Source organism: Streptomyces sp. B8-7 (assembly GCF_058833805.1).
On record NZ_JBYRRL010000002.1, the window covers coordinates 1,270,446 to 1,294,151 of the forward strand.

A 23,706-nucleotide genomic window follows, 5' to 3' on the forward strand; every position below is an offset into this window, starting at 1 on the left:
GCCGATATATAGAGCAGGTGAGGGATGATGGCACCGTGTTGGAACTGGCGATCCTGGGCTTCCTGTACGAGCAGCCGCTGCACGGCTACGAGCTGAAGCGGCGCGTGGCACATCTCACCGGCCACGTCCGGCCGATCGCGGACGGCACGCTGTATCCGGCCGTCAAGCGACTGGAGAAGGCCGGGCTGCTGAGCCGCCGGACCGAGCCGGGCAGCCGGGCGGCACCCCGGCACGTCCTCACCCTGACCGGCACGGGCCGGAAGGAGCTGCGCCGCCGCCTGCGCGAGGCCGACGGCGTCGAGATCAGCGACGAGAACCACTGGTTCACCGTCCTGGCCTTCCTCCGCCACCTGGACGCCCCCGAGCAGCAGGCCGCCGTCCTCCGCCGCCGCCTGGCCTTCCTCCAGGAGCCGAGCAGCTTCTTCTACGAGGGTGAACGCCCGGTCGCCGCGGAGGAGTTCGACGACCCCTTCCGCCGCGGCCTGCTCGCCATCGCCCGTGCCACCAGCCGCACCGAAATGCACTGGCTGGACGCCACCCTGAAGGCGCTCACCTCCGAGGCCGGCACGAACTGACGCCCCATGCCGACACGGCGGCCTGCGACCGGCCTGCGACCGGCCGGGGCCGACCGGCGCGCGGGCCGACACCACCCGGGGCGCCGTCTCGCCGGTCCGCCCTCCGGCGGGTGTTCCGCCGGCACCGGGTGCAACCGTTCGCCGCCCACGCGGAGAAGCAGGGGCGAACGCGGACGGGGCCGGGTGCGGCACCGGTGCCCGCCGCACCGGAGACCGCCTCCGGCCGGCGCGACGGAGCGGGCACGGGACCGGCCGGCGGCTCACCGGGCCGGGCCGCCGGGAGAGAGACAGCACACGCGACGGGAGCACAGCCGTGGACATCGACGGAACCCGCATCCTGGTGCCCGGCGCCACCGGCGCCATCGGCGGCGCCCTCGCCGAACGGCTGCACGGCCTCGGCGCGCGGCTCGCCCTCGCGGGCCGCGACGCACAGGCGCTGGCGCGTGTCGCGGCCGTGTGCGGCGGTGCGCCCACCCGCCGCTTCGACGCGTACGACCTGGAATGCTGCGCCGGCACCGTGCCCTGGGCGGCGGGTGAACTGGACGGCCTGGACGCCGTGGTGGTCTGCGTCGGCGTCGCGGGCTTCGGCCCGGCCGAGTCGGTCGACGACCCCGTCGCCGAGCATCTGCTGGCCGTCAACGCCCTGGCCCCCGCGGCGTTCCTGCGGGCCGCGCTGCCGGTCGTGCCGTCCGGCGGCGTCCTCGCCGCGGTGACCGGTGCGGTGGTGGACGCCGCCCCCGCGGGCATGGCGGACTACGCCGCCTCGAAGGCCGCGCTGGCCGCCTGGCTGACCGCGGTCCGCCGCGAGCGGCGGCTCAGCGGCGTGTCCGTCCTGGACATCCGGCTGCCGCAGGTGGAGTCGGGATTCGCCCACCGGGCCGTCGTCGGGACACCCCCCGCCCTGCCCCGCGGGCGCACGGTCGCCGAGGCGGTGGACTTGGTCGTCGACGCCCTCGGCCGGCCGGCCCCCGGACCGGGCGCGCGCCGTCCGGCCCGGTCGGCGGTGTGACCCGGCGGATGTGACACCAGCGGGGCGGCGGTCCGCACGCGCAGGGCCCGCCTGGGCGTGACCGGCCGTGACCGGCCCCGTCCACGCGTGTCCTCCCGCTGTCCGCCCGCGGCGGGGCCGCCCGGCATGCCCGCGCGGCACCGTCCCCGCCCCGCGGTACCGCCCACCGCCCGCAGCCGGACGTCCCGGCGGGGCCCTCCGCCGTCCTCACCTGCCGCGTCTCCCACCCGTTCCGCTCCGCCCCGCGACCGCCCGCGCCCCCGAAGCGGGAAAAACCCGGCGCGGGCGAAACCGAACGGGCCCGTCGGACCGAATGACTTCCCACAAGGTCGTTCACACCCTTGCGGAAGGAACAAGACCATGACTGCTCGGACCGCAGCCGCAACCCTCGGTGCCGGCGTCGTCGTCGCCCTCACCGTCACCACGGCCTCACCGGCCCTGGCCGCCGACGGCGACCAGGCGACCGTGTCGGTCCTGCACGCGGTGCCAGGACTGACCGTGGACGTCTACGCCGGTGACGACGAACTGATCCAGGACTTCAAACCCGGCACCCTCACCGAACCGATGAAGCTCGACGCCGGTTCGTACGACATCAGGATCTTCCCGGACGGCGACGGGCCCGACGGCAAGCCTGCCATCGAGAAGACCGTCGAGGTGTCCGCCGGGGAGAACGCCACGATCGTCGCCCACCTGAGCGAGGACGGCACACCCACCCTCGACGCCTATGTCAACGACCTCTCCGGGGTGGCGGCCGGTCAGGCGCGCCTGACCGTACGGCACGACGCCGCGGCTCCCGCCGTCGACGTACGCGCGAACGGCACCCCCGTGTTCGAGGACCTGTCCAACCCGGACGAGGACAAGGCCGACGTCGCCGCGGGCGAGGTCGAGGCGGACGTCGTGCTGGCCGGGACCGACGACGTCGCCATCGGCCCGGCGGCCCTCGACCTGGCCGAGGGCACGAACACCATCGTCTACGCCTGGGGCAGCGCCCAGGACGACAACCTGGCGCTGAAGGTCCAGACCATCGACGGCCTGGAGTCCGCGTCCGGCGGTGCGGCGGCAGGCGGCGACGGGCAGGCGGCCGCCCACAACGGGAGCATGGCCGCGCCGCTGCTGTCCGGCGGAGCCCTGGCCCTGCTGGGCGCGGCCGGTCTCGCCGCCCGGCTCCGCCCCCGGGGGAACTGACACGTTCCCTGATCCGCCGGCAGATCCGCCAACGGGTCCGCCGGCGGTTCCGACCACGGAGTTGTCCGCAGATCTGCCGGCCGTCCGCCCTCGCGCGGCGCACCCGCACCGGCTCCAGCGCCGCGCGGTGCGCCGCGCCGGGGGCTCGGCGCACGAAGGAGGACACCGGCCCGCGGACGGTGACCGGGCCCCTGTGCGCCGCAGCCGCCGGGGCGGGGGAAGCCGGGCGGGCACGCCGGTGGCGCGTCAGCCGGGCGAGGGGCGTCACGGCGGACCGGCGCGGACCGGTGCCGCGGACCGCCCGGGAGCGCCGCAGGGTGCGGCCCCGACCTCAGGGGAGGCACACGGTGGAACACCTGACCGACGACCGGATCGCCGGGATCGCGCTGGGTGAGCACCCGGCAGACGCCGCCGTTCACCTGCGTGACTGCCCGCGCTGCGCCGAGCGCCTGCGCAGCCTGCGCCGGATCGTCGCCACCCTGAAGGAGCCGGGCCCGGCTGCCGTCGAGCTGCTGCACCCGCCGCCCGGAGTGTGGGACGCCATCGCCGCGGAACTGGACCGGGAGCGCCCGGCCCGACCGGCACGCCGGGGAGCGGCAGGTCTCACGCCGGTGCGGCGCACCGCACCGCTGCCGGCGCTCACCGCCGCACCGGGCGTGCGGCCGGCCGCCACCGGATCCCCCCGCGCGGCCGTGGACGGCGGGGCCGGCGACCGCGGGACGCGGCGCGGCCGCTCCGGCCGCCCGACGCGTCCCGCGGTCGCCCTCGCGGAGTGCGCCGCGCTGCTGCGTGCGGCCGCGGGCAGCGGCATCACCTGGTGGGCCGTCACCCAAGCGGGGTCCAGCGGTGCGCGCGACGGCGGCGGTGCCGCACTCGATCCGCTGATCCCGCGGGCACAGGGGCAGGCCCGCCTCGCCGGCACCGACGACCGGCGCACCCTCCGCGTCAGCGTGCAGGGCCTGCCGCGCACCACGGGCTACTTCGAGGTGTGGCTGATGGACCGGGAGCACCGGAAGCTGATCGCCATGGGCGTACTCGGAGCGGACGGGCATGCGGTCCTGCCCGTGCCGCAGAACCTGGACCTGGACGAGTACTCCGTCGTCGACGTCTCCGTCCAGCCCTACGACGGCAGCCCCGACCACTCCGGCGAGAGCGTGGTGCGCGGCGCCTACGCCACCGGCCCCGGCGCGGGCGGACCGTGAGCGGCCGGGGCGGGCCGGCTCCGGCCGCCCGCCGGGCCGGAGTCCGGCCGGTGCGGCGCTCGACGGCCTCCCTGCGGGCCCTCGGCTCCGGCCGGACCGTTCCGGCCGGACCGTTCTGGCCGGACCGTTCCGGCCGGACCGTGTCCGGCTCGGTGAGGTCCGTCTCGTCGGGGAGGCCGGCGGACACGGGGCCAGGCGGCTGCGCCGCGCGGTGCGGCCCCGGCGAGGGGGCGGTGCCGCGCCGGGGTGCGGGCGGCCCCGGCGGAGCGGGCGTCGCGCACCGACGGCGTACGCGTGACGGGACCGCGGCTCTGCAGGGCGCCGACCACCCGGCGGACCGGGTGCGACGCGGCGCGGTGCCGCCGCCGGGCACCCCGTCGGGAGCCTGGCTGCGTCGGGGTGCGAAAGCGTGACCGCGCGCACGTCCACGGCGCCGTGCCGGGCCGCGGGGCCCGGCGGGCGGCGGGCCGTGTCCGCACGCCTCCCCGAGCCCGCCCGCAGAGTGCGCGTCGCGCGCGGAGCCGCTCGGCGGAGCGTCCCGCGCGGCGCTTCCGAGTCGCCCGGGCAAAAACGATGCACAGACGCTGCGAGTTGATAGCCGGGGAGTGAGCCCAGCACGGTGGAGGAGTCGCGGTCGCCCGGAGCGACCGACACCCGGACGGACAAAGGCCCGGTCGGCGCCCGAGGCGCCGGCGCGGAGGACCGGCCACCTCCGGAGCGGATCCGGTCACCGATGGTGCCGTCCGGCCGACCTCACCGGAGGGAGGCACGGCGGTGCACGTGGGAGGAGTGGACACGATGGGCGCGGTGCAGGCGGTCTCGCCGCCGACGGGGAGCGGGGACACGTGGGCCCCCGCCTCCGGCGAACGGACCGATGACGAACTGGCGGCGGGCTTCGTCGCGGGCGACGAGGCGTGTCTGGCGGCCGTCTACCGGCGCTGGGGCGGACTCGTGTTCTCCCTGGCGCGAAGGTCGCTCGGCGACGCCCGCGAGGCGGAGGACGTGACACAGACGGTGTTCCTGGCCGCATGGCGCGGACGGACGGGATTCCGGGCCGGACGGGGCCCGCTGGGCGCATGGCTGGTGGGCATCACCCGCCGCAAGGTCGCGGACGCCCTCGCCGCGCGCACCCGTCGGGCCGAGCTCGTGGCGGCCGCCGGCGCCCGGCTGTCGGTGGCGGACTCCGACAAGGTGGGACAGCCCGAGGCGGTCCTGGACCGGGTCGTCCTCGCCCGGGAGCTGTCGAGGCTCCCGCAGGCGCAGCGGCGCGTGCTGACCCTCGCGTTCTACGACGATCTGACGCAGACCCAGATCGCGGAGCTGACGGGGTGGCCGCTGGGCACGGTCAAGAGCCACGCCCGGCGGGGGCTCCTGCGGCTGGCCCGGTCCCTGCGGGCCGAGGCCCCGCGCGGCACGTCCGACTGACCCGGCCCGGCGGGACGGACCCGGCGGCCCGCCCGTCTCCCGGCCCTCGCCCTCCTGGAGGCCGGACGCCGGGCGGCGCTGCCGTGCTCGGGCCTGACCGCCTCGGCTGTGTCGGTCCCGGGCCTGGACGCCCGCATCGAAGTGTGCCGGGACCCCGTCGGGCTGCGGTTCTGGCGGGGTTTCGCCGTCCTCACCCACGGTGCCTTCGGCGCGCCCGGCACGGTCGCCCCAGCCGGCACCTGACCCGCGGCGGCCGCCGCGGTGCGGTGCGGCGCACCGGTGGAGTCTGTCGGCCGGCACCGTCGGCCCGTACGCCGGCGGAGTGGGCGCGACGCCGATGACGGTGGTTCGGCGACGGGCAGCCGGGCACGAGAGCGAGGCTGCCACCGGAGGAGGAACGCCCGCGGTGCGGGGCCGCAGGTGGTCCCGTCCGGTCCACCGTCACGAGGTGACTGCATGAGCACACTCGAACTCACGATTCAGGCCACGATCATGATGGTCGTGCTCGTCGACCCGTTCCTCCGCGGGATGTTCTTCCGCATGCTCACCGAGAGCGAGCCCGAGCGGCGCCGCGAATACGTCCGCCGCATCATGCTGACGATCACCGTCACCCTGGGCGGGGCCGCTCTGGTCGGCCGGGAACTGCTCGATCTGATCGGCATCAACCTGGGAGCCTTCAGCCTGGCGGGCGGCCTCGTTCTCGCCCTCATGGGCTTCGAGATGCTCTACGGTGGCGAACCCTCCCGTGCGCAGGGCGGTGCTCCCGCACACGACGAGCCCGCTCCGGTGTCGGCCGAGGGGTCCATCGTGGTGCCCTACGCCATTCCCTTCATGGCCGGCCCGGGCGCCATCACCTCGGTGATCACCATTGCCTCGACGGGGGACGGCTGGTCCGGCCCGGTCGCCGCCCTCATCGCCGTCGGCATCACCGTGGCCCTGATCCCGGTGGGGCATCTGCTGCTGGCCAACCGGATGGACGTGTCGGCCCGGACCATGGCCATCATGACCCGGTTCGGCGGCCTGTTCGTGGCCACCATCGGCATCCAGCTGATGCTCGACGGGATCAAGACCTACTTCGGCATCGGCTGAACCCCGTCGACCCGCGCGGACCGCTCGGCCGGGCCCGGCGACGCCGACCGGCCTCCCCCGCGGCACGACCGGGCGGCCCGCCGCGCCGCGCCCCCTCGCCCGCGCGGGTGACGGGGACGACCGGTCCGCACCCCGCGGGCGGGTCGGGCGGGGCCCGGACGGCGGCCGCGCGTGAGGATGAGCGGACACCGGCCCCGTCCGCCCCACCGGCGGGCCGGTGTCCCCCGGTCCACCGTGTGCGGACGCGGGCCGATGTCCCCCGGCGAGGGAGAGAGATGACGGAGACCGACGTCGACGAAGGCCGCAGCGACGGGTACCGCCCCCGCCGGGACCGCGAGGCCGGAGCCGTGGACCTGCGGCGGGTCGGCGCCCACCCGGACCACTGGTACCCGGTCGCCCAGTCCCGCAAGGTGCGCCGGGGGAAGGTCGTGGCCACCGCGTTTGCCGGTGAGCGCATCGCGCTGTTCCGCGGCACCAGCGGCACGGTCCACGCGCTGGAGGACCGGTGCGCCCACCGTCAGGTGCCGCTGAGCATGGGAGTGGTGGAGGGCGAGACGCTGCGCTGCTGCTACCACGCGTGGGCCTACCGGGGTGACGGCCGCATCTCGCAGATCCCCTACCTGGCCAAGGGCGACGGCCGCCCGCCGCGCGGCGTGTACGGCTACCCGGTGCGGGAGGCCTACGGCCTGGTGTTCGTCTTCCCGGGCGACCCGGACAAGGCCGACGCGACACCGCTGCCGCGGCTGCCGGCCTACGGCTCACCGGCGTACCGGACGATGACCTACTCCAGGAAGGTCCGCTGCCACTACTCGTTCCTGCACGAGAACCTCCTCGACATGAACCACCAGTTCCTGCACCGGGGCGTCGTCGGCAGACTCCACCCCGAACTGCTGGACCACCGCGTGGAGGAACGCCTGGTGGAGGCCCGCTACCTGTTCACCCACGCCGGGGGGAAGCGGAACCGGGGCGCGAGCCTGCTGGCCGGCGAGGGCCTCGGCGGCAGCGACTCCGCCGACGTGATGACGATCCGCACCGAGTACCCCTACCAGACCCTCGACCTGGTCCCGGAGAACGCCGACCGCCCCGCCTTCCGCCTCTGGGTCGCCTACGTCCCCGTGGACGCCGAGCAGCGTTCCTGCCACGCCTTCGGCCTGCTGATGATCGAGAAGCCGGGCGTTCCCGGAGTGCTGCGGCTGGCCTGGCCCCTCATCAGACGCTTCACCGAACGCGTCTTCGCCGAGGACCGCATGGCGGTCGAGGCCGAGCAGCGGGCCTGGGAGGAGCAGGGCGAGGACCGCAACCACGAGGTGTTCCCGCTCATCCTGAACGTCCGTCAGGTGCTGCGCGCCAACGGCGTTCCCCTGCGCCCCCGGGCCGCCGTGTGCAGCCCGCTCGGGGGCACGGCGGGCTGCGGGGCGGCCGGGCGGCGGTGACGGCCCGCGGGGAATCGGCCGCCGGCCCGGTGCGTCAGTCGAGGACGGCGGTGGCCTCGATCTCGACCAGGTGCTCCGGCACGTCCAGCGCCGCCACGCCCAGCAGGGTGGCCGGCGGGACAGGGGTCCTCCCCAGCTTCCCGGCGGCCCGGGACATGCCCTCCAGGAGCTGTGGCATCTTGTCGGGCGTCCAGTCGACGACATGGACGTTCAGCTTCGCCACGTCGTCGAACGAGGCGCCCGCCCCGGCGAGCGCGGTGGCGATGTTGAGGTAGCACTGCTCGACCTGCGCGGCGAGGTCCCCGGCGGTGCCCTCGTCGGTGTTCCACGCCACCTGCCCGGCCACGAAGACGAGCCGGGAACCGGTCGCGACCGACACCTGCCGGTAGACGTCGACCTCGGGGAGCCCGTCCGGGTTGATCAGTGTGACGGCCATGGCGCTGCCTCCTGTTCGCCAAGAGACCCCTGCGGTCTCTTGTGGTTACTCAGGAACCGTAAGAGAGTGGCTTCCGGCAGGGAAGAACGCACTTTTCGGTGACTGGGGAACTCCATGGTGACCAAGCAGCTCACGGGCTCGCCCGAGGACGACGCCGATGTGACGCGGGCGGACTCGCTGGCGCGGGAGATCTTCTCGGACATCGCCAACAAGTGGGCGCTGCTGATCATCGAGACGGTGGGTGACGGCACCCTGCGCTTCTCGCAGCTGAGGGACGCGGTCGAGGGCATCAGCCACAAGATGCTGACCCAGAACCTGCGGATGCTGGAACGCAACGGTCTGGTCGAGCGGCGCGTGCACCCGACCGTGCCGCCGCGCGTGGAGTACACGCTGACGGAGCCGGGGAAGGCGCTGCGGGCGACGGTCGACGGCATGTGCGACTGGACCCAGCGGTACCTGGGCGACATCGAGACGGCGCGCCGCGCGTTCGACTCCTGAGCCCCTGAGCCCCTGAGCCCCTGAGCCCCTGAGCCCCTGAGCCCCTGAGCCCCTGAGCCCCTGAGCCCCTGAGCCCCTGAGCCCCTGAGCCCCTGAGTCCCTCAGGCCTTGAGTCCCTCAGGCCTTGAGTCCCTCAGGCCTTGAGTCCTTGAGGCCTGACGCTCCGTGGCCCGGGGCCGCTGGGCCCGGGAGTGCCGCCGGTCCGGAGCGCCCGGGCCCGGGGTGGCCTCCGAGGGTCACTCGTACGGGCCGTCCGCGCTGGTGGGCGCCGGAAGCCGGTGGTGGGGTGGGGGCATCGTCCGTGTGATCGGGAGGCTCCTCTCATGACCCGTCGTCCGTCGCGTCCTGCTCGTGTTGGTGTCGCCGCCCTGGCGGTGGGGGTCCTGCTGGCCACCGGGGCCTGCTCGGACGACGGCGGTACCGGGACGCCGTCCGGGGAGGCCGCCCGCTCGCCGTCCGCGCAGCGGTCCGGGGCCCCCGAACCGATGGCGCGGGCCACCAGCAGCGCGGCCGCCGTCCTCACCGAGGCCGACGCGAAGACGGCGCTGATCACCGAGGCCGACATCGAGGAGGACTGGACGCAGGTCGACGACGCGGACAAGTGGCGCGACTCCCTGCTCGTCGGCACCGTCGACGTCGCCGACTTCGTCACCGGCAAGACGGACGCCGCGGCCTGTCAGCAGCTGATGGACGGCCTCTACGAGGAGGACCTGCTGGGCAAACCCTCCGGCGCCTCGGCGCTCACCGGGTTCGAGGAGGGCGACTCCCGGCTGCTGTACCAGGTGGCCGCCTACGATCGGGACGACCTGGACGACTCGATGGCCTGGCTGGCGTCCCTGCCGGAGAAGTGCGACGAGTTCACGCTGGACAGCTCCGGCGCGGGGGAACGCACCGTCCAGGTCATCGAGACGTCCCTGCCCGAGGAGGGCGACGCCCGGCAGGGGCTGGAGGTGACGGTCTCGGGCGAGTCGGACGGTGACCCGGCGGAACTCACCCTCGACGTCGCCGTGGTGCGGGTCGGGGACAACGCCATCACCGTCACGGCCGGCGGGCTCGGGGGCGGCGCCGAGGACTCCGTGGACAACGCGGTCCAGCAGGGCACCGAGCGGCTCGACGACGTCCTGGCAGGCCGCACTCCGCCCGCGTCCCCCACTCAGGGCACCTGACCGACCCGCCCTGCCCGCCGAGCGAAGGAGCCGGTCGGTGACCGCGGAGCCGGGTCGGGCCATCACCACGGCGATGGTGACGCTGACGCTGACCACCGGGCTGGTCGAGGCCGTGAGCTTCCTCGTGCTCGGTCCGGTGTTCACCGCGGTCCAGACGGGCAACCTGCTCTTCCTCGGCTTCGCGATCGCGGGTGAGGAAGGGCTGTCCGTGGCGGCCCCGTCGTTCTCGCTGTGCGGGTTCATGGCCGGTGTGCTGCTCGGCGCGCGGTTCGAGTCGGCCCTGGACAGCCGCGGACACCGCTGGCTCGTGACGGCGCTCGTCGTCGAGTCACTGGTGCTGGGCGTCGCGGGGCTGATGGCATGGGGCATCACCCAGGGCGAGCCGCTGTCCGTCCGCCACCACGCCGTGACGGCGACGGTGGCCGTGGCCATGGGGATGCGCAACGTGACCACCCTGCGGGCCGGGGTGCCCGACCTGCCGACCACGGTGGCCACCCGCGTCATGGTGGGTTTCTTCGGCGGCTCGCCGCTGGCCCTGGACACCAGGATCGGCTCCGGGATGCCGAGCGAGGTGCGCCGCGCGGCCGCGGTGGCGGCGACACTGGGAGGCGGCCTGCTCGGCGCATGGCTCCTCCATGAAGCGGTCCGGCCGTCCGTCGTCCTGCTCACCGCGGCCGCGGCCGTGCTCACGGTCGGCCTGGTCTACGCCCGTGTCACCCGCCTGCGCCCCGAGGAGCCGGTGTGACGGCATCCCGCCGCCGCACCAGGGCCTCCCCGTCCCCGTCGCCGTCCCCGTCGCCGTCCCCGTCCCCGCGCCCGCGCCCGGCCGTGCGGCAGGCGGGGGCGGGTCAGCGGTGGTCGGCCGCAGCCCCGGGAGGTTCGGACGTCAGTCCGGCGGCGGTGAGGGTGAGGTGACGGGCCAGCACCTCGGCCGCGGTGTCCGCGTCGCGGGCGAGGGCCGCCTGCTCCAGGCGCAGATGCTCGGCGACGGCGTCCCGGCCGGGCACGCGGTGCGCCGACCAGCGGCGGGCCAGCTCGCTCGCGGTCCACAGCCGGTCGAAGGTGTCCAGCAGGACCCGGTTGCCGCAGCCCTCCAGCAGGGTGCGGTGGAACCCGCGATGGGCCTCGGACCAGGCGTCGCTGTAGTACTCGCCGGCACCGGGGGCGTACGCCGGGGTACGGCTGAGGCGGTGGTGGGCGGCCCGGACGCGGGCCTCCCAGTCGACGTCGCCGCGTTCCACTGACATCCGCAGCGTGACCGGTTCGATGGTCCGGCGCGCCTCGGCGATCTCCTGCCAGCGGCGGTCCGAGTGCGCGGGCACGGCGAAGCCGCGGTTGGGCAGCCGGTCGGCGAGCCCCTCGCCGACGAGCCGCACCAGAGCCTCACGCACGACGGCCAGGCTCACGCCCCGCTGCCGGGCCAGTTCCTGCGGCTTGAGTGCCTCGCCGGGGCCGTGGTCCCCGCGCAGGATCGCGCTGCGCAGATCCGCGTGGACCTGCTCGGAGAGCATCCGCTTGCCCGGCGAGGGCGAGGGCGAGGGCGAGGAAGAGGGCGAGGGGCGGGCGGTCTGGTTCATGCACTGAGCATAGATGATCGACGTGATAATCGATTATTGATGCTATCGTCGATGACGCAGGCCCCCGGGGCGGCAGCGGAGACACCGTGTGCGACGCCACCGTGTGCGACGCCGTCCTCCCGGGCCCGGCCCTGTTCCCGAAGCTCCCCAGCCCACCCACGCACGCGTCACACGCGTTCGACGGAAGGACGCCATGAGCGCCAACGACCCCTTCGCCCGCCTGCCCGAGGCGGCCTCCTTCACCGTCACCAGCACCACCGTCGCCGACGGCGCGCCCTGGCCGCCGGAGCAGCTCTCCGGCGTCTTCGGCGTCCCGGGCGGCAAGGACCTCTCCCCGCAGCTGTCCTGGACCGGCGCCCCGGAGGGCACCAGGAGCTACGCCGTCACCGTCTACGACCCCGACGCACCGACCGGGTCGGGGTTCTGGCACTGGGCGGTCGCCGACATCCCCGCCACCGTCACCGAGCTGCCCGAGGGGGCCGGCGACGACACCGGCTCCGGGCTGCCCGCCGGCGCCTGCCAACTGCCCAACGACGCACGCGCGGCCCGCTTCATCGGCGCCGCGCCGCCCGCCGGGCACGGCCCCCACCGCTACCTCGTCGTGGTGCATGCTCTCGACGTCGCCTCGCTGGGCGTCCCGGCCGACTCCACCCCCGCCGTCCTCGGCTTCACCATGGCCGGTCACATACTCGGCCGCGCCGTGCTGACCGCCACCGCTCAGACCCCGGCCTGACGTACGCCTGCCCGCGCTCGTCGGCACCCCGCAGTCGTGCCTCCGCACCGAGGTGCGGCCGTCCCCGCCCGGCAGGCCGGCCGGCGCCGGCAGTGGGAGCCGGCCTCCCCGGACGCACCGCCGTGCACGTCCTGGTGCCCCGGCGGCGATACCCGGCAGGCCCCGGCCCCTGTCGTCCGGATCGGCGGGCCCTGCGGCGGCCGGATCACCGGACCGCCGCCGTGCCCGGCCCGCCCCGGCCCGGCCCTGCGGCGGCCGGGGCGGGCCGGGGCGGGGATGTCAGGCGAACAGCGGGTAGTCCGGGGCGAGTACGGAGGCGATGCGGGAGGCGACCGCCTCGGCGGTGTTGCCGTCGGGGGAGGAGCGGCCGACGGTGGTGGCCACCGCGATCGCCAGGTCCTTCTCCGGGAGGTAGGCCATGACTTCGCCGTAGCCGGAGAACAGCGGGTTCTGCAGGATCCAGTGGTCCCTGACGACGACGCCCAGGCCGTAGTGCGCCGCCTCGGTCTGGGCGCGGCAGACGGTGGCGGGACAGGTGGCCGTGGGGCCGCCCTTGCCGACCGTGCCGGGGTCGAGGAGCGTGTCGTACGCCTGACGCGAGATCAGTGCGCCCGAGCCGACGGCGCGCGCCGAACGGGCGACGTCGCACACGGTGGAGGTGAGGACCGCCCCGGGTGCGATGGTCCACGACGGGTTCCAGTAGGTGGACTCCTCGTAGGTGCCGCGCTCGTCGGTGAAGGCGTGCAGGACCGGGCCGGGCATCTCGGGGGTGAAGCTGTTGCGGGTGTCGTGCAGGCCCAGAGGCCCCAGGACGCGCTCGCGCAGCAGCCGGTCGAGCCGCACACCTGTGATCTTCTCCAGCGCGGTGCCGAGGAGCACGAAGTTGGCGTGCGAGTAGTTCCAGTTGGTGCCCGGCTCGTACCACAGCGGCTCGCTGGTGGAGATGCCGACGAGTTCACGGGGCGTCCACTGGCGGAACGGGTTCTCGTCCAGCGCGCGCAGGAACCCGGGGTCGGTCACGTAGTCGTACAGACCCGAGGTGGAACTGGCCAGCATGCGCAGCGTGATCCGGTCGCCGTGCGGCAGCCTGGGCAGCCACCGGGACACCGGCTCGTCGAGGCCGACCCGGTGCTCGTCGGCGAGCTGCAGCAGGATGTTGGTCAGGTAGCTGATGGCGATCCCGCCGGCCCGGAAGCGCATGTCGGCCGTGGCCGGGACACCGGTCATCGACGCGCCCTCCGCGAGGGTGGCGATCTCGCGCCCGTGCACCGTCACCTTGGTCAGTACGGCGTTCAGTCCCAGTTCCCTGCGGACCTGCCGGACGGCGGCGGCGACGCGGCGGGCCTGGCCGTGGAGCGGCCCTTCCGTCGCGGCGCAGGCGCGGTCCGGATGCCTGGGCGAGGTGGCGGACGCGGCGGGGACGCAGGTGAGCGTCAGGGCCGCCAGCAGTGCGGCGCACATCCAGGCTCTGCGAGTACGTGTCATGCCGACACTGTGGCGGTGGGGCCCGCCCTGCGGGGCGTGCGACGCAGGGCGGGCTCCGTTAGGCCGAAGGGTTGCCCTGGAACGGGTGAACGGGGCGGGCCTCCCGGCCGGGTGCCGTGGGCCTTGCGGCCGGGTCCACTTGCCCCGTCGCACGCACCCGGGCCCACCCGCACCGGTTCGTCCGCCCGGGCTCACCCGCACCGGTTCGTCCGCCCGGGCTCACCCGCACCGGGGCGTCCGCCCGGGCCCACCCGCACCGGGGCGTCCGCCAGGGCTCACCCGCCCGGGGCGTCCCGGTGCCGGGCGGCCAGACGCAGGATCTCGTCCACCGGCCACTGGTCGTCGGCGTGCCGCCCGTAGCGGACCTCCCGGACACGGCCCTCCGGGCCGAGGAGGAAGTCCGCGGGCAGCCCCAGACCGCTCTGCCCGCGCCCCGGCCCGGACGGCCTGCCGCCGAAGGCTCCGCGGACGAGAGCCGGCCAGGCGCGGGGGTCCAGCAGCGCGCGTGGGGACGTCTCCACCCCGAACGCGGCGTAGAGCTTGCGCTCCGGGTCGGCGACCGCGGCGAACGGCAGATCTCCCTGGTAGGGGAGCATCTCCTCGGCGGTGGAGTGGAACACCGCGACCTCCCGCACGCCCGCGGCCGCGATCTCCCGGTGCCGACGTGCCACCGACCTGAGGTGCAGGTTGCACACCGGACAGCCGGCGAAGCGGCGGAACTGCAGATGGACCAGACGGTCCGGGTCGGGGACGGGAACGGGCTCGCCGCTGAGGGCCGTCAGGACCCGCGCCGCCACCGGGCCGCCCGGTGCGAGCCGGCGCCCACCGGCCGCGGTGGACGTCCTCACGCCGCCTCCTGTGCGAGCCGCGGCCAGGGGAAGCCCTCCGGTTCGAGCGCCGCGAGGGTCTCCCGGACGGCGGTGCGCCAGCCCTTGCGCGGAACGTACCCCAGCAGCCGGGTGGCGCGGTCGCTCGGGCAGTACCAGTCCTCGGCGACATGCACCAGCGACCGCGTCAGGAACGGGGAGGACCCCGGAAGCACGGGGTGCAGCGTCTCCATGAGGCGCCCGAACGCGTAGCCGGCCCCGTAGGGGACGCTGAACCGGGGTGCGGGTACACCGGTCTCGGCGGCGACGAACTCCACGACCTCGCGCATGGTGGGGAATTCGGGCCCGCAGATGTTGAAGGACTCGTACGGGTCCAGGTCCTCGGCGAGTGCCGCCAGCGCCATGCCCTGGCCGAGGTCGGTGTCGCCGACGAGGGCCAGCCGCCCGCTGCCCTTGGCGAGCCACGGCACCATACGGGTGCGCAGCCGCGGCACCAGCGCGGGCACCATGCCGAGCGCGTTGCCCGCCCCCACGAAGTGGCCGAGGCGGAGCGTGACCATGCCGGTGCCGTCGTCGGCGGTACGGCGCATGTGGTGGTCCACGTCGATCAGCCGGTCGGCGTGCGGCCAGAAGCCGGTGTACCGCGTGGGGGAGTGGTCGTCGACCGGGCTGCCGTCGCGGGACGGGGTGCCGATCGCGACGGTGGAGGCCAGGACGAACCGGCGTACGCCCGCCGCACGGCACTGGTCGGCGAGGTCGAGGGCGGGTTCGAGGAAGTGGGTGCGTTCGCGCTGGGCATGGCCCCAGAAGGCGCCCCAGGTGCCTGCGTGGCAGACCACGTGCACGTCGCGCACGACGGCGCGCCGGTAGTCCGGGTCCGTCAGGTCGCCCGGTCGCACCTCTCCGGTGAACCGGGCGTCGAGGCGGGCGGGGGTGCGGCAGGCCGCGACGGGTTCCGCCCGCGGGTCCGCCATGAGGGCGCGCAGCACGTGCCCGCCGAGGAAGCCCGTCGCTCCGGTGACGAGTACGCGGGTCCTGTGGTGAGAGGTCATGGCCGGCTCCGGTGCGGTCGTACGGTACGGGAAGGGTGGGGCGCGTCCGCCCGCGCGCCGGATGCGCGAGGTGCGGGGGCGGCGCGGACTGCGCGGGGCGGGCGGCCTGCGGCGGACGCCCGGGCCGCGCGGGGCGTCCTCACAGCTCGGCCAGCCAACGGCGCAGCCGCTCGGTCTCGCCCTCGAGGTAGCGCTCGTCGGCGAAGGTGTGGGTGAGCAGGGTCGCCCCCTGGAGCGCCGACAGCAGGTGCACGGCGAGGCCCTGCGCCTCCCGCCCGTCCTTGCCCAGGGACTCGAACCGCTCGGCGAGCCAGACGAGGAGGTCGGCGAAGATCCCGCCGGCCGCCTCCGCCAACGGCCCTGCCTGCTTGCCGAGTTCGTCGCAGAGGGTGCCGATGGGGCAGCCGCTGCGGGCGAGCGCGGTGCGGTTGTCGAGGGTCATGGCGACGAACGCGTCGAGCTGGGCCCTGGCGTCCCCGGACGCCTCCCACACCTGGCGCAACCCCGCCTGCTCGACGGCCCGTTCGGCGATGAGGGCGCGACCGAGGTCGTCCTTCGTCCTGAAGTAGTAGTAGACGTTGCCCAGGGGTACGTCCGCCTCCTGTGCGATGTCCGCCAGTGTCGTGCGATGAAAGCCCTGCTCGTGGACGACGTTCACCGCTGCCTGCACCAGCCGGTGCCGCTTTCCTGTCTGCGCCTGCGTCATGTGAGTCAGTCAACTGACTAACTGAGGTGATGTCAAGGGCCTTCTCACTCCGCCACCTTGAGGCACCCCGCTCCGGGGCCGGGGGACCGGCCCGTCGGCTCGGCCGGCCCCGTCGCCCGGTCTGCCGGGCTTCTCCGGTCCCGCGGGCCTGCCGGGCCTGGCGGCCCGGTCGGGGCCCTCGTGCCGGCGCGAGCGGAGGCGCTGCCGGCCCGGACGTCTGGGGGCCGCCGGCGGTGGGACCCGTCGGCCCGGCACGGCAGGAAGAACCGGAAGGACCCGCGCGGCACACGGAGCCGCGCGAGTCACCACGGCAGGGAGGACGGGACATGGCGGACCGCTTGGCGGTCGTCGCCGGGGACGGCCAGGAAGCCGACCGGGGTGGCGGGCACTTCGCCCCCCTCGTGGTGCGGCTGGTGTCCGAGGCGGACGGCACCGCGGTGGCAGGCGAGATGGCCAGCTTCTTCGTCGACGATCCGCAGGGCACGGGCACGGACTTCCATGGCGGCTCCCCGGTCAGAGTCACCACCGCCGTCGACGGAACGGCGTCGACCGACGTCGCGCTCGTCGCGGGCGGCGGTGCGGGGCCGGTCACCGTCCGGATGGTTGCCTCCGCCGCGACCGGCGAACTCGCCCTGCACGTGCGCCGACCCTGCACGTGCGCTCACTGTCGGACGTGGGCCGGCCTTGCACATGCGCCGGTGCCGCCGCTGAGGCCGGGGGCGCGGCTGCCGGGCGCTGTGAACCGGTGAACCTCCACCGTCCACGGCACGGCGGCCGGGTCAGCCGGGGGCCGTCCCGGCCGCCGTGGCACCAGCCGCTCGCGCGGGCGGTCCGCGTCGCCCGCAGCCGCGCACGCCCGCGGCCGAGGGTGACGCGGGGCACGGCCCGTGTCCGGGGCCGGGCGGGCGGCGGGACGGCCCGCCTCCTGCCCGCCCGGCGCGGCCCGTACCGGAGTCAGTCCACCGTCAGGACGATCTTGCCGGTGGTGCGGCCCCGCTCGCCGATCTCATGGGCCTTCGCCGCCTCCTCCAGCGGCAGGACCGTCTCGACGACGGGCCGCAGCGCGCCGCGCTGCACCAGCGCGGCCAGCTCACGCAGCCCGAGGTGATCGGGTTCGACCAGCACCCACTGCGCCCGCACCCCTTCGGGGAGGCCGGCCGGGACGTCGTCCGGCCCCGGCAGGGTGACGAGCCGGCCGCCCTCGCGCAGCACCTTCACGGAGCGCTCCGCGGTCTCGCCGCCGAGCCCGTCGAGCACCACGTCGATGTCGCTCACCACGTCCTCGAAGCGGGTCGTGCGGTAGTCGACCACGTCGTCCGCGCCGAGCCGCCGCACCAGGTCGTGCTTGCCGGCGCTGGCCGTGCCGACGACATACGCGCCGCGCGCCTTCGCGATCTGCACCGCGAGATGCCCGACGCCCCCGGCGGCCGCGTGCACCAGCACCCGCTCGCCGGGCCGGACGCCGGCCGCGTCCACCAGTGCCTGCCAGGCGGTGAGCGCGGCCAGCGGCAGCGCGGCCGCCTCCACGTGCGTCAGCCCGTCCGGCTTCGGCGCCAGGTGCCGCGCCGGAGCCACCACGTACTCGGCGTACGCGCCGGCCTGGCGCGGGAACAGCGGCATCCCGAACACCTCGTCCCCGGGCCGGAACGCACTCACGCCGGGACCGACGGCCTCGACCGTGCCGGACACGTCCCATCCCACCGCCGGTACGGCACCCCAGTCGATGAGGCCGCCGCCGGCACGGGTCTTCCAGTCCACCGGGTTCACTCCTGCCGCGTGCACCCGCACCAGGACCTCGTTCAGGCCGGGCTCCGGGCGCTCCACGTCCCGCACGACCAGGTTCTCGGGTCCGCCCCACTGCTCCACGACCACCGCACGCATGCTGTCCGCCTCGTCCTTCGTCATGTCCGGTTCTGTCCTGTCCGGAATCGTCTGTTCGGCCTGCCGCCGGGGTCTCCCCGGGGCACGCCGTCCACGATCGGGCCTCCCGGCCCGCTACGGTGTTGGCCGTGCGGCCACTATGTGACAGGATCTGGCCATGGAGTGTGCAGCGGAGCGGACGGCGGCCGGCCAGAGGTCCAGAAGGCGGCGGAGGACCGGACGGCACCGCGTCGCCGTCCTCGCGCTGCCCGGCGTACCACCGTTCGAGCTGGGCATCCCCTCCCGGGTGTTCGGCAGCGTCCACGACGACGCGGGACGCCCGCTGTACGAGGTGGTGGTCTGCACCGCGGACGGCGCGCCCGTGCCGAGCGACGCCGGGTTCACCGTGCAGCCCGCCGCCGGACCCGAGGCGCTGGCCGCCGCGGACACCGTGATCGTGCCGCCCACGCACGCCATGCCGGAGCTGGGCCGGGGCGGCCCGCTGCCGCCCGAGGTCACCGCGGCGATCGCCGGTATCCGCCCCGGCACCCGGCTGGTGTCCATCTGCACCGGGTCCTACGTGCTGGCGGCGGCCGGACTGCTCGACGGACGGCCCGCCACCACGCACTGGAACCTGGCCCCCGAGTTCCGCCGCGCCTACCCCCGGGTGAAGGTCGACGAGGACGTCCTCTTCGTCGACGACGGCGACGTGCTGACCTCCGCCGGCGTGGCGGCGGGCGTCGACCTGTGCCTGCACATGATCCGCCGTGACCACGGCGCGGCCGCCGCCAACCGTGCCGCCCGCATCTGCGTCGTCCCGCCGTGGCGGGACGGCGGGCAGGCCCAGTTCATCGACCGGCCCGTGCCCGAGCCCACCGTGGCCGACACCACCGCCACCCGGGCCTGGGCGCTGGAACACCTCGGCGAGCCGCTCTCCCTCGCGCAGCTCGCCGGGCACGCCCGGATGAGCGTGCGCTCCTTCAGCCGGCGCTTCCGCGACGAGGTCGGTGCGACGCCCGTGCAGTGGCTGACCGCGCAACGCCTGGAACTGGCCAAACAGCTCCTGGAGACCACCGACCTGTCCGTCGACCTGGTCGCGCACCGTGCCGGCCTCGGGTCCGGCAACTCCCTGCGCGCGCACATGAGGGCGGCCTTCGGCATCTCGCCCACCGCCTACCGGCGCGCGTTCGGCCCGCACGGCCGTCCCGGGTCCGCGCCCGCCGGCTGACCCCCGGGGCCGGACCCGGTCCCACCTCTCGACGCGTCGCCGCCACGGGCGTACCGGCGTGCCGTCACGGCGCGGAGGAGGCCTCGGCGGCTGCCGTGCCGCCGGGCGCGGCGGCGGGCAGGACGGCGGGGGAGGAGGCCCCGGGCACCAGCACCTCCGGGCGTCCGGAGCCGTCCGCGGCCACCGTCCACACGTCGTCGGTGCCGTCGCCGCGCTGGAGCGCGTAGGCGATCCTGGCGTCGTCCAGCCAGGCCGCCTGGTCGTCCACGGACCGGGTCTCGGCCAGCTCGGTGCGGTGCAGGGTGGCCAGGTCCAGCACCGAAAGGCGCCAGCCCCTGGCCGGGTCGCCGTGCACGGCCTGCTTGAACGCCACGCGCGTGCCGTCCGGCGACAGCGACGGGCACTCCACGTTGTCCGCCAGGGTGCGCAGGGTCCCGGCCGCGAGGTCCCCCTCCGCCAGGGAGCGCACGCCCGCGCTGGACACCGTCGCGTAGAAGCGGTTGTCGTCGTCCGCGAAGGTGACGCCCCAGACGTTGATGTCCACGGCCCGGTAGCGGCGCCCGTCCCTGAACACGGTGAACTTCTCCAGCGAGTCCACCAGCCGCCCGCTGCGGGTGTCGAGGACCCCGGTCCGCGTCGAGAAGCCGCCGCCCGCGTACGAGTCGCCGCCGACGAACATCGTCCAGGCGATCATGCGGCCGTCGGCCGAGACCCGGGTCCGGTTGGGCAGGCCGGTCAGCGGCACGCCGCGCCGGATGTGCAGCCGCTCGTCGAGGACGAGCAGCCGTGGCCCGCTGAGCGCTCCGGCCGGGGTGAGGCAGGCAGTGGTGCCGCCCGCCGTGTAGAGGCGGTCGCAGCGCCGCTCGGTGACCGTGCGCGGGCCGGACGGATCGGCCAGCGACAGCGTGGACAGCAGGCCGTTGCTGAGCACGCGCAGTCGGGGCCCGCCGGCCGGTCCGTCCTGCCGGGTCCCGGCGGCGACGGTGCCGGGCCGGCCGGTGCCCGCCGGTGCGTCGTGGCGCGCCCGCACGACGACGGCCGTCGCGAGAGCGGCCAGCAGGACCGCGGCGAGCAGGGTGAGCATGATCCTGGTCCGCTGGGACGTACCGTTCACGAGGACGTACCCGTTCCTTCCTCCGGGGCCCGCCGCGCGGGCGGGCCGGTTCCGACGGGCGGGGCCGGGTCGGCCGCCGCAGGGGTGTCCGGGCCGCGCCGGACGAGCAGCAGCACCGTGGCCGCCGCGGCGACGGCCACGGCCACCGCGGCGGCGCGGGCGGCCGCGGCGGGCCCCCACAGCTGCCAGGCCGCCCCGAACAGGACGGACGACCCGAGACAGGCCAGCGCCTGACCGCTCTGGATCAGGGCGATCCCCGTGGTGCGCAGCCGCTCGGGCAGCACCGGTCCGGCCAGCGCCATGAGCACCCCCTCGGTCGCGGCGTAGAACAAGCCGTACAGGCCGAGGACGGCCGCCAGGAGCGGCACGCCGGTCAGCGGGCCGTTCAGCAGCAGGTAGACCACGGCCAGCGCCGCGTAGCCGCCGAGCATCACCGGAACACGCCCGACGCGGTCGGCCAGAGCGCCCAGCGGCGCCGCCAGCAGCAGGTAGGAGAGGCTGGTGCCCACGGCGAGCAGCGGGAACCACCCCACCGAGAGCGACTCGCGCCGCTGGAGCAGCAGGTACACGAAGCCGTCGCCGATCGTGGCGAGCCCGAGGAGGCAGGCGGCGCAGACGAGCCTGCGTACCGCGCCGGTCCGCAGCAGGCCGCCTACGGCCCGGGGTGAGACGGTGCCGGCGGGCGGCCGGGGCGCGCGGTGGTCGCGGACGAAGAGCACGAGGACCAGGACCCCGAACACCGCCACGCAGAAGCTGGTGACGAACACGGCGTCGAAGGACTGCCCGGCCGCGGCGAGCACGGCGAGGGCCACCAGCGGTCCGGCGAAGGCTCCGAGGCTGTCCATGGCGCGGTGCACCCCGAAGGCCCGGCCGAGGGCCTGCTCCGGAGCGGACAGGGTGATCAGGGCGTCCCGGGGCGCGGTCCGCAGCCCCTTCCCGGCCCGGTCCACGGCCAGGACCAGCGCGATCGGCCCGGGGGCCGAGCCCGCCGCGGGCAGGCCGAGCTTGGTGAGGGCCGACAGGCCGTAGCCCAGGACGGCGACTGCCTTGCGGCGGCTGATCCGGTCGGCCACATAGCCGCCGACGAGGCGCAGCAGGGCCGTGGCCCCGGTGTTGAGGCCGTCCAGGACCCCGTACGCCATGGGCGCGAGGTGCAGCTGGAGGACCAGGTACAGCGGCAGGACCGCGGTGACCATCTCCGCGGAGACGTCGGTGACGAGGCTGACGGTGCCGAGTGCGAGGACGTTGCCGCCGACCGCCTTCCACCGTCCCCGGCGTCCCTCCCCGGCCGTGTCGCCGGCCGGGACGCGCCTGCCGATGGTGGAGAGATACACGGGCGACGACCTCCGGTGGGGGGTGCCGGGACACCGCCCCGCAGGTGCGCGGGGGCGGGGCGGTGTCCGGGCGGGGGCGGGAGCAGTCCGGGCGGGCGGGAGCTGTCCGCCCACCCGGACGCGGGGCGGTTCCGTTGCGGCCGCGGTTCAGTGGCAGGTGCCGCTGCCGCTGTCGTTGTACGTCTTGCCCGCCTGGGGGACGAACTGCCAGTCGTAGCCGTTGTCGTGCAGGGTCAGCTTGAGCACGCCGAACGTGTTGTTGTTGCGGGCCTCGCTGTTGGGCTGGATGGTGCCGAAGCCGTACAGGCTCGCACCGCCCATGCCGGCGACGAACTGCCGGACGCCGCGCGCGGTGTCGAGCTGGCCGCCGGGGTTCTGCGGGGCGAACCGCTCGTACTGGTGGTTGTGGCCGGTCAGGATGAGCTCGGCGTCGTAGTCGTAGAGCGCCTGCACCAGCGGCCCGGTGGAGGCGTCGGGGCCGTGGCTGGAGCTCGACGTCCACCGCGGCTTGTGCCAGTAGGCCACGGTGCACGGCTTGTTGCTGGCCGCGAGGTCGGCGCGCAGCCACTGCTCCTGGGTGGAGCCCGCGGACATGGACACCTCGGAGTTCAGCGACACGACGTGCCAGTTGCCGAGGTCGTAGGAGTAGTAGCCCTTGCCCGCGGGGCCGGCGCCCGCGCCGAAGTAGCTGTAGTACGCCGAGGCACCGGAGGTGTGGTAGTCGTGGTTGCCCGGGGCGGGCCGCGTCCGCGCCTTGTGGCGGCCCCAGGTCGGCTCGTAGTAGTTGGCGAAGTCGGAGGCGGTGCCGTCCGGGTAGGCGTTGTCACCGGTGGTGAACACGGTGCCGGGGATGCCGTCGAGCAGGGCGGCGGTGGCGCTGTCGCCGGAGCCCGAGGTGGCGATGTCGCCGGCGCCGACCAGGACCGGGTCGCCCGACGGCGGGGTGGTGGTGCCCGTCGGCGTCGGGGTGGGCGACGGGCTGCCGCCGGTCTCCACGACCAGCTCCGGCGCGGTCGAGCCGGTCTCCCGCGAGTCGTAGTCCGCCCCGTTGCTGCTGGACGACGTCACGCCGATGGAGAAGGTGCCGTTGCCGGTGACGTGGTCGGTCACGTCGACCTCGTACCAGGTGTCGCGGGAGACGGAGCCGAGTGAGCCGAGCACGGCGCCGTCGATGGCCGGCCTGTTGCTGTAGGTGACGGACGTCTCCGACCAGCTGGTGCTGGACATCGCCCGGAAGGTGCCGCCGCTGCTGCTCTGCGCGCCCGACACGTCGTCGGTGTGGATGCGCAGGGTCGCCCGGCTCACCGGGCCGTTGATACCGGAGACGGCGAACTTCAGCATCATCTGCTTGACCGGGCTGTTGTCCACGCCGAGTTGCTGCGAGGCGCCGTAGTTCGTGCCGGAGTGCGAGCTGTCGACGTAGGTGTCGGCGGTCGCGGTGAAGGTGGTGCCCGCGGCGGAGGCGGTGGGCACCACGTCGGTCAGCGTCATGGCGGCCACGGCGGCCGTGGTGAGAACGCCGACCAGGGCCACCGTGGTGGCCTTCCGGGTGGGCATGTGGAACCCCTTCTGACGAGGGACGAGGGCGTCACGCACGGTAGAGGGGCCGAGGTGCGCGCCGGTGTTGGCGCGGGGTGCGACGAGTGGCGCGCGAATGAACGGAAGGAGCATGAACACTTCAATCACGCCCGCACTTCCGCATCCCGTCCACGGGTGAACCCGGTCCCGCAGTAAGGCGGTTCGGCTCCGCCCCGCTCCCTCCCGGCGCCCGG

Annotated in this window: 24 protein-coding genes; 14 read left to right on the forward strand and 10 right to left on the reverse strand. The window is 75.1% G+C overall.

The window, feature by feature from the left end:
* The first annotated feature begins 35 nt into the window (after nucleotides 1–35).
* From AC5K6T_RS14110 to AC5K6T_RS14145, 8 genes are all read left to right on the forward strand, one after another.
* Nucleotides 36–575: a PadR family transcriptional regulator gene (locus AC5K6T_RS14110; protein ID WP_493208891.1), complete on the forward strand. Its 540-nt coding sequence runs from the start codon at nucleotides 36–38 to the stop codon at nucleotides 573–575.
* Between the two features lie 313 nt (nucleotides 576–888).
* Nucleotides 889–1,584, forward strand: a complete 696-nt coding sequence (locus tag AC5K6T_RS14115) for an SDR family NAD(P)-dependent oxidoreductase (protein ID WP_493208893.1) — start codon at nucleotides 889–891, stop codon at nucleotides 1,582–1,584.
* Between the two features lie 360 nt (nucleotides 1,585–1,944).
* The gene (locus AC5K6T_RS14120; protein WP_493208894.1) at nucleotides 1,945–2,769 is read left to right on the forward strand and encodes a DUF4397 domain-containing protein; all 825 of its coding nucleotides are present in this window, start codon (nucleotides 1,945–1,947) and stop codon (nucleotides 2,767–2,769) included.
* Between the two features lie 347 nt (nucleotides 2,770–3,116).
* Nucleotides 3,117–3,971 (forward strand): anti-sigma factor, encoded by an 855-nt coding sequence (locus AC5K6T_RS14125; RefSeq protein WP_493208896.1) that lies wholly within the window; start codon nucleotides 3,117–3,119, stop codon nucleotides 3,969–3,971.
* Between the two features lie 798 nt (nucleotides 3,972–4,769).
* Nucleotides 4,770–5,396 carry an RNA polymerase sigma factor gene (locus AC5K6T_RS14130; protein WP_493208898.1) on the forward strand — a complete coding sequence of 209 codons (627 nt, stop codon included), beginning with the start codon at nucleotides 4,770–4,772 and terminating at the stop codon, nucleotides 5,394–5,396.
* Nucleotides 5,397–5,504: 108 nt separating this feature from the next.
* Nucleotides 5,505–5,639 (forward strand): hypothetical protein, encoded by a 135-nt coding sequence (locus AC5K6T_RS14135; protein WP_493208899.1) that lies wholly within the window; start codon nucleotides 5,505–5,507, stop codon nucleotides 5,637–5,639.
* A 213-nt stretch (nucleotides 5,640–5,852) separates the two neighbouring features.
* A complete protein-coding gene (locus AC5K6T_RS14140) occupies nucleotides 5,853–6,485 on the forward strand; it encodes a MarC family protein (RefSeq protein ID WP_493208901.1) in 633 nt (210 codons plus the stop codon).
* Between the two features lie 275 nt (nucleotides 6,486–6,760).
* Entirely contained in the window at nucleotides 6,761–7,918 is a 1,158-nt protein-coding gene (locus tag AC5K6T_RS14145; RefSeq protein ID WP_493208903.1) for a Rieske 2Fe-2S domain-containing protein, read from the forward strand.
* 34 nt (nucleotides 7,919–7,952) lie between these two features.
* Here the strand turns inward: AC5K6T_RS14145 and AC5K6T_RS14150 are convergent, their stop codons facing one another.
* A complete protein-coding gene (locus AC5K6T_RS14150) occupies nucleotides 7,953–8,354 on the reverse strand; it encodes a RidA family protein (protein ID WP_493208905.1) in 402 nt (133 codons plus the stop codon).
* Nucleotides 8,355–8,468: 114 nt separating this feature from the next.
* Between AC5K6T_RS14150 and AC5K6T_RS14155 the strand changes: the two genes are divergently transcribed.
* The 3 genes from AC5K6T_RS14155 (at nucleotide 8,469) to AC5K6T_RS14165 (ending at nucleotide 10,763) form a co-directional block, all read left to right on the forward strand.
* Entirely contained in the window at nucleotides 8,469–8,852 is a 384-nt protein-coding gene (locus tag AC5K6T_RS14155; RefSeq protein WP_493208906.1) for a winged helix-turn-helix transcriptional regulator, read from the forward strand.
* A 323-nt stretch (nucleotides 8,853–9,175) separates the two neighbouring features.
* Nucleotides 9,176–10,018 carry a hypothetical protein gene (locus AC5K6T_RS14160; protein ID WP_493208908.1) on the forward strand — a complete coding sequence of 281 codons (843 nt, stop codon included), beginning with the start codon at nucleotides 9,176–9,178 and terminating at the stop codon, nucleotides 10,016–10,018.
* A 37-nt stretch (nucleotides 10,019–10,055) separates the two neighbouring features.
* Complete coding sequence (locus AC5K6T_RS14165) at nucleotides 10,056–10,763, forward strand: YoaK family protein (RefSeq protein WP_493208910.1); 708 nt, start codon at nucleotides 10,056–10,058, stop codon at nucleotides 10,761–10,763.
* A gap of 103 nt (nucleotides 10,764–10,866) precedes the next feature.
* Here AC5K6T_RS14165 and AC5K6T_RS14170 read toward each other — a convergent pair whose 3' ends face one another.
* Nucleotides 10,867–11,595: a GntR family transcriptional regulator gene (locus AC5K6T_RS14170; RefSeq protein ID WP_493208912.1), complete on the reverse strand. Its 729-nt coding sequence runs from the start codon at nucleotides 11,593–11,595 to the stop codon at nucleotides 10,867–10,869.
* Nucleotides 11,596–11,788: 193 nt separating this feature from the next.
* On the opposite strand from AC5K6T_RS14170, the gene AC5K6T_RS14175 reads away from it, so the two are divergent.
* Entirely contained in the window at nucleotides 11,789–12,328 is a 540-nt protein-coding gene (locus AC5K6T_RS14175; protein ID WP_493208914.1) for a YbhB/YbcL family Raf kinase inhibitor-like protein, read from the forward strand.
* Nucleotides 12,329–12,607: 279 nt separating this feature from the next.
* Here AC5K6T_RS14175 and AC5K6T_RS14180 read toward each other — a convergent pair whose 3' ends face one another.
* From AC5K6T_RS14180 to AC5K6T_RS14195, 4 genes are all read right to left on the reverse strand, one after another.
* On the reverse strand, nucleotides 12,608–13,813 hold the full coding sequence (locus AC5K6T_RS14180) for a serine hydrolase domain-containing protein (protein ID WP_493208916.1): 1,206 nt from the start codon (nucleotides 13,811–13,813) through the stop codon (nucleotides 12,608–12,610).
* Nucleotides 13,814–14,088: 275 nt separating this feature from the next.
* Nucleotides 14,089–14,661 carry a peroxiredoxin-like family protein gene (locus tag AC5K6T_RS14185; protein WP_493208918.1) on the reverse strand — a complete coding sequence of 191 codons (573 nt, stop codon included), beginning with the start codon at nucleotides 14,659–14,661 and terminating at the stop codon, nucleotides 14,089–14,091.
* Nucleotides 14,658–15,692 carry an NAD-dependent epimerase/dehydratase family protein gene (locus AC5K6T_RS14190; protein ID WP_493208920.1) on the reverse strand — a complete coding sequence of 345 codons (1,035 nt, stop codon included), beginning with the start codon at nucleotides 15,690–15,692 and terminating at the stop codon, nucleotides 14,658–14,660. The genes AC5K6T_RS14185 and AC5K6T_RS14190 overlap by 4 nt, the downstream gene beginning before the upstream one ends.
* Nucleotides 15,693–15,831: 139 nt before the next feature.
* Nucleotides 15,832–16,398: a TetR/AcrR family transcriptional regulator gene (locus AC5K6T_RS14195; RefSeq protein WP_493208922.1), complete on the reverse strand. Its 567-nt coding sequence runs from the start codon at nucleotides 16,396–16,398 to the stop codon at nucleotides 15,832–15,834.
* 326 nt (nucleotides 16,399–16,724) lie between these two features.
* On the opposite strand from AC5K6T_RS14195, the gene AC5K6T_RS14200 reads away from it, so the two are divergent.
* On the forward strand, nucleotides 16,725–17,147 hold the full coding sequence (locus AC5K6T_RS14200) for a hypothetical protein (RefSeq protein ID WP_493208924.1): 423 nt from the start codon (nucleotides 16,725–16,727) through the stop codon (nucleotides 17,145–17,147).
* Nucleotides 17,148–17,352: 205 nt separating this feature from the next.
* Here AC5K6T_RS14200 and AC5K6T_RS14205 read toward each other — a convergent pair whose 3' ends face one another.
* Nucleotides 17,353–18,303, reverse strand: a complete 951-nt coding sequence (locus AC5K6T_RS14205) for an NADP-dependent oxidoreductase (protein WP_493208926.1) — start codon at nucleotides 18,301–18,303, stop codon at nucleotides 17,353–17,355.
* Between the two features lie 133 nt (nucleotides 18,304–18,436).
* Here AC5K6T_RS14205 and AC5K6T_RS14210 point away from each other — a divergent pair, with 133 nt between their 5' ends.
* Complete coding sequence (locus AC5K6T_RS14210; protein WP_493208928.1) at nucleotides 18,437–19,486, forward strand: GlxA family transcriptional regulator; 1,050 nt, start codon at nucleotides 18,437–18,439, stop codon at nucleotides 19,484–19,486.
* 64 nt (nucleotides 19,487–19,550) lie between these two features.
* On the opposite strand, the gene AC5K6T_RS14215 is transcribed toward AC5K6T_RS14210, so the two are convergent.
* The 3 genes from AC5K6T_RS14215 to AC5K6T_RS14225 form a co-directional block, all read right to left on the reverse strand.
* Nucleotides 19,551–20,600, reverse strand: a complete 1,050-nt coding sequence (locus AC5K6T_RS14215; RefSeq protein ID WP_493208930.1) for a hypothetical protein — start codon at nucleotides 20,598–20,600, stop codon at nucleotides 19,551–19,553.
* Nucleotides 20,597–21,934: an MFS transporter gene (locus tag AC5K6T_RS14220; protein WP_493208932.1), complete on the reverse strand. Its 1,338-nt coding sequence runs from the start codon at nucleotides 21,932–21,934 to the stop codon at nucleotides 20,597–20,599. The genes AC5K6T_RS14215 and AC5K6T_RS14220 overlap by 4 nt, the downstream gene beginning before the upstream one ends.
* A gap of 147 nt (nucleotides 21,935–22,081) precedes the next feature.
* Nucleotides 22,082–23,491: a CBM96 family carbohydrate-binding protein gene (locus tag AC5K6T_RS14225; RefSeq protein WP_493208934.1), complete on the reverse strand. Its 1,410-nt coding sequence runs from the start codon at nucleotides 23,489–23,491 to the stop codon at nucleotides 22,082–22,084.
* Between the last annotated feature and the right edge of the window lie 215 nt (nucleotides 23,492–23,706).

Bases quoted from the DNA above. Each gene is read 5' to 3' on its own strand.
- AC5K6T_RS14225 (WP_493208934.1), bottom strand. From the start codon at position 23,491: ATGCCCACCCGGAAGGCCACCACGGTGGCCCTGGTCGGCGTTCTCACC.
- AC5K6T_RS14120 (WP_493208894.1), top strand. From the start codon at position 1,945: ATGACTGCTCGGACCGCAGCCGCAACCCTCGGTGCCGGCGTCGTCGTC.
- AC5K6T_RS14175 (WP_493208914.1), top strand. From the start codon at position 11,789: ATGAGCGCCAACGACCCCTTCGCCCGCCTGCCCGAGGCGGCCTCCTTC.
- AC5K6T_RS14180 (WP_493208916.1), bottom strand. From the start codon at position 13,813: ATGACACGTACTCGCAGAGCCTGGATGTGCGCCGCACTGCTGGCGGCC.
- AC5K6T_RS14130 (WP_493208898.1), top strand. From the start codon at position 4,770: ATGGGCGCGGTGCAGGCGGTCTCGCCGCCGACGGGGAGCGGGGACACG.
- AC5K6T_RS14160 (WP_493208908.1), top strand. From the start codon at position 9,176: ATGACCCGTCGTCCGTCGCGTCCTGCTCGTGTTGGTGTCGCCGCCCTG.
- AC5K6T_RS14170 (WP_493208912.1), bottom strand. From the start codon at position 11,595: ATGAACCAGACCGCCCGCCCCTCGCCCTCTTCCTCGCCCTCGCCCTCG.
- AC5K6T_RS14145 (WP_493208903.1), top strand. From the start codon at position 6,761: ATGACGGAGACCGACGTCGACGAAGGCCGCAGCGACGGGTACCGCCCC.
- AC5K6T_RS14195 (WP_493208922.1), bottom strand. From the start codon at position 16,398: ATGACGCAGGCGCAGACAGGAAAGCGGCACCGGCTGGTGCAGGCAGCG.
- AC5K6T_RS14140 (WP_493208901.1), top strand. From the start codon at position 5,853: ATGAGCACACTCGAACTCACGATTCAGGCCACGATCATGATGGTCGTG.
- AC5K6T_RS14200 (WP_493208924.1), top strand. From the start codon at position 16,725: ATGGCGGACCGCTTGGCGGTCGTCGCCGGGGACGGCCAGGAAGCCGAC.
- AC5K6T_RS14210 (WP_493208928.1), top strand. From the start codon at position 18,437: ATGGAGTGTGCAGCGGAGCGGACGGCGGCCGGCCAGAGGTCCAGAAGG.
- AC5K6T_RS14190 (WP_493208920.1), bottom strand. From the start codon at position 15,692: ATGACCTCTCACCACAGGACCCGCGTACTCGTCACCGGAGCGACGGGC.
- AC5K6T_RS14205 (WP_493208926.1), bottom strand. From the start codon at position 18,303: ATGACGAAGGACGAGGCGGACAGCATGCGTGCGGTGGTCGTGGAGCAG.
- AC5K6T_RS14150 (WP_493208905.1), bottom strand. From the start codon at position 8,354: ATGGCCGTCACACTGATCAACCCGGACGGGCTCCCCGAGGTCGACGTC.
- AC5K6T_RS14155 (WP_493208906.1), top strand. From the start codon at position 8,469: ATGGTGACCAAGCAGCTCACGGGCTCGCCCGAGGACGACGCCGATGTG.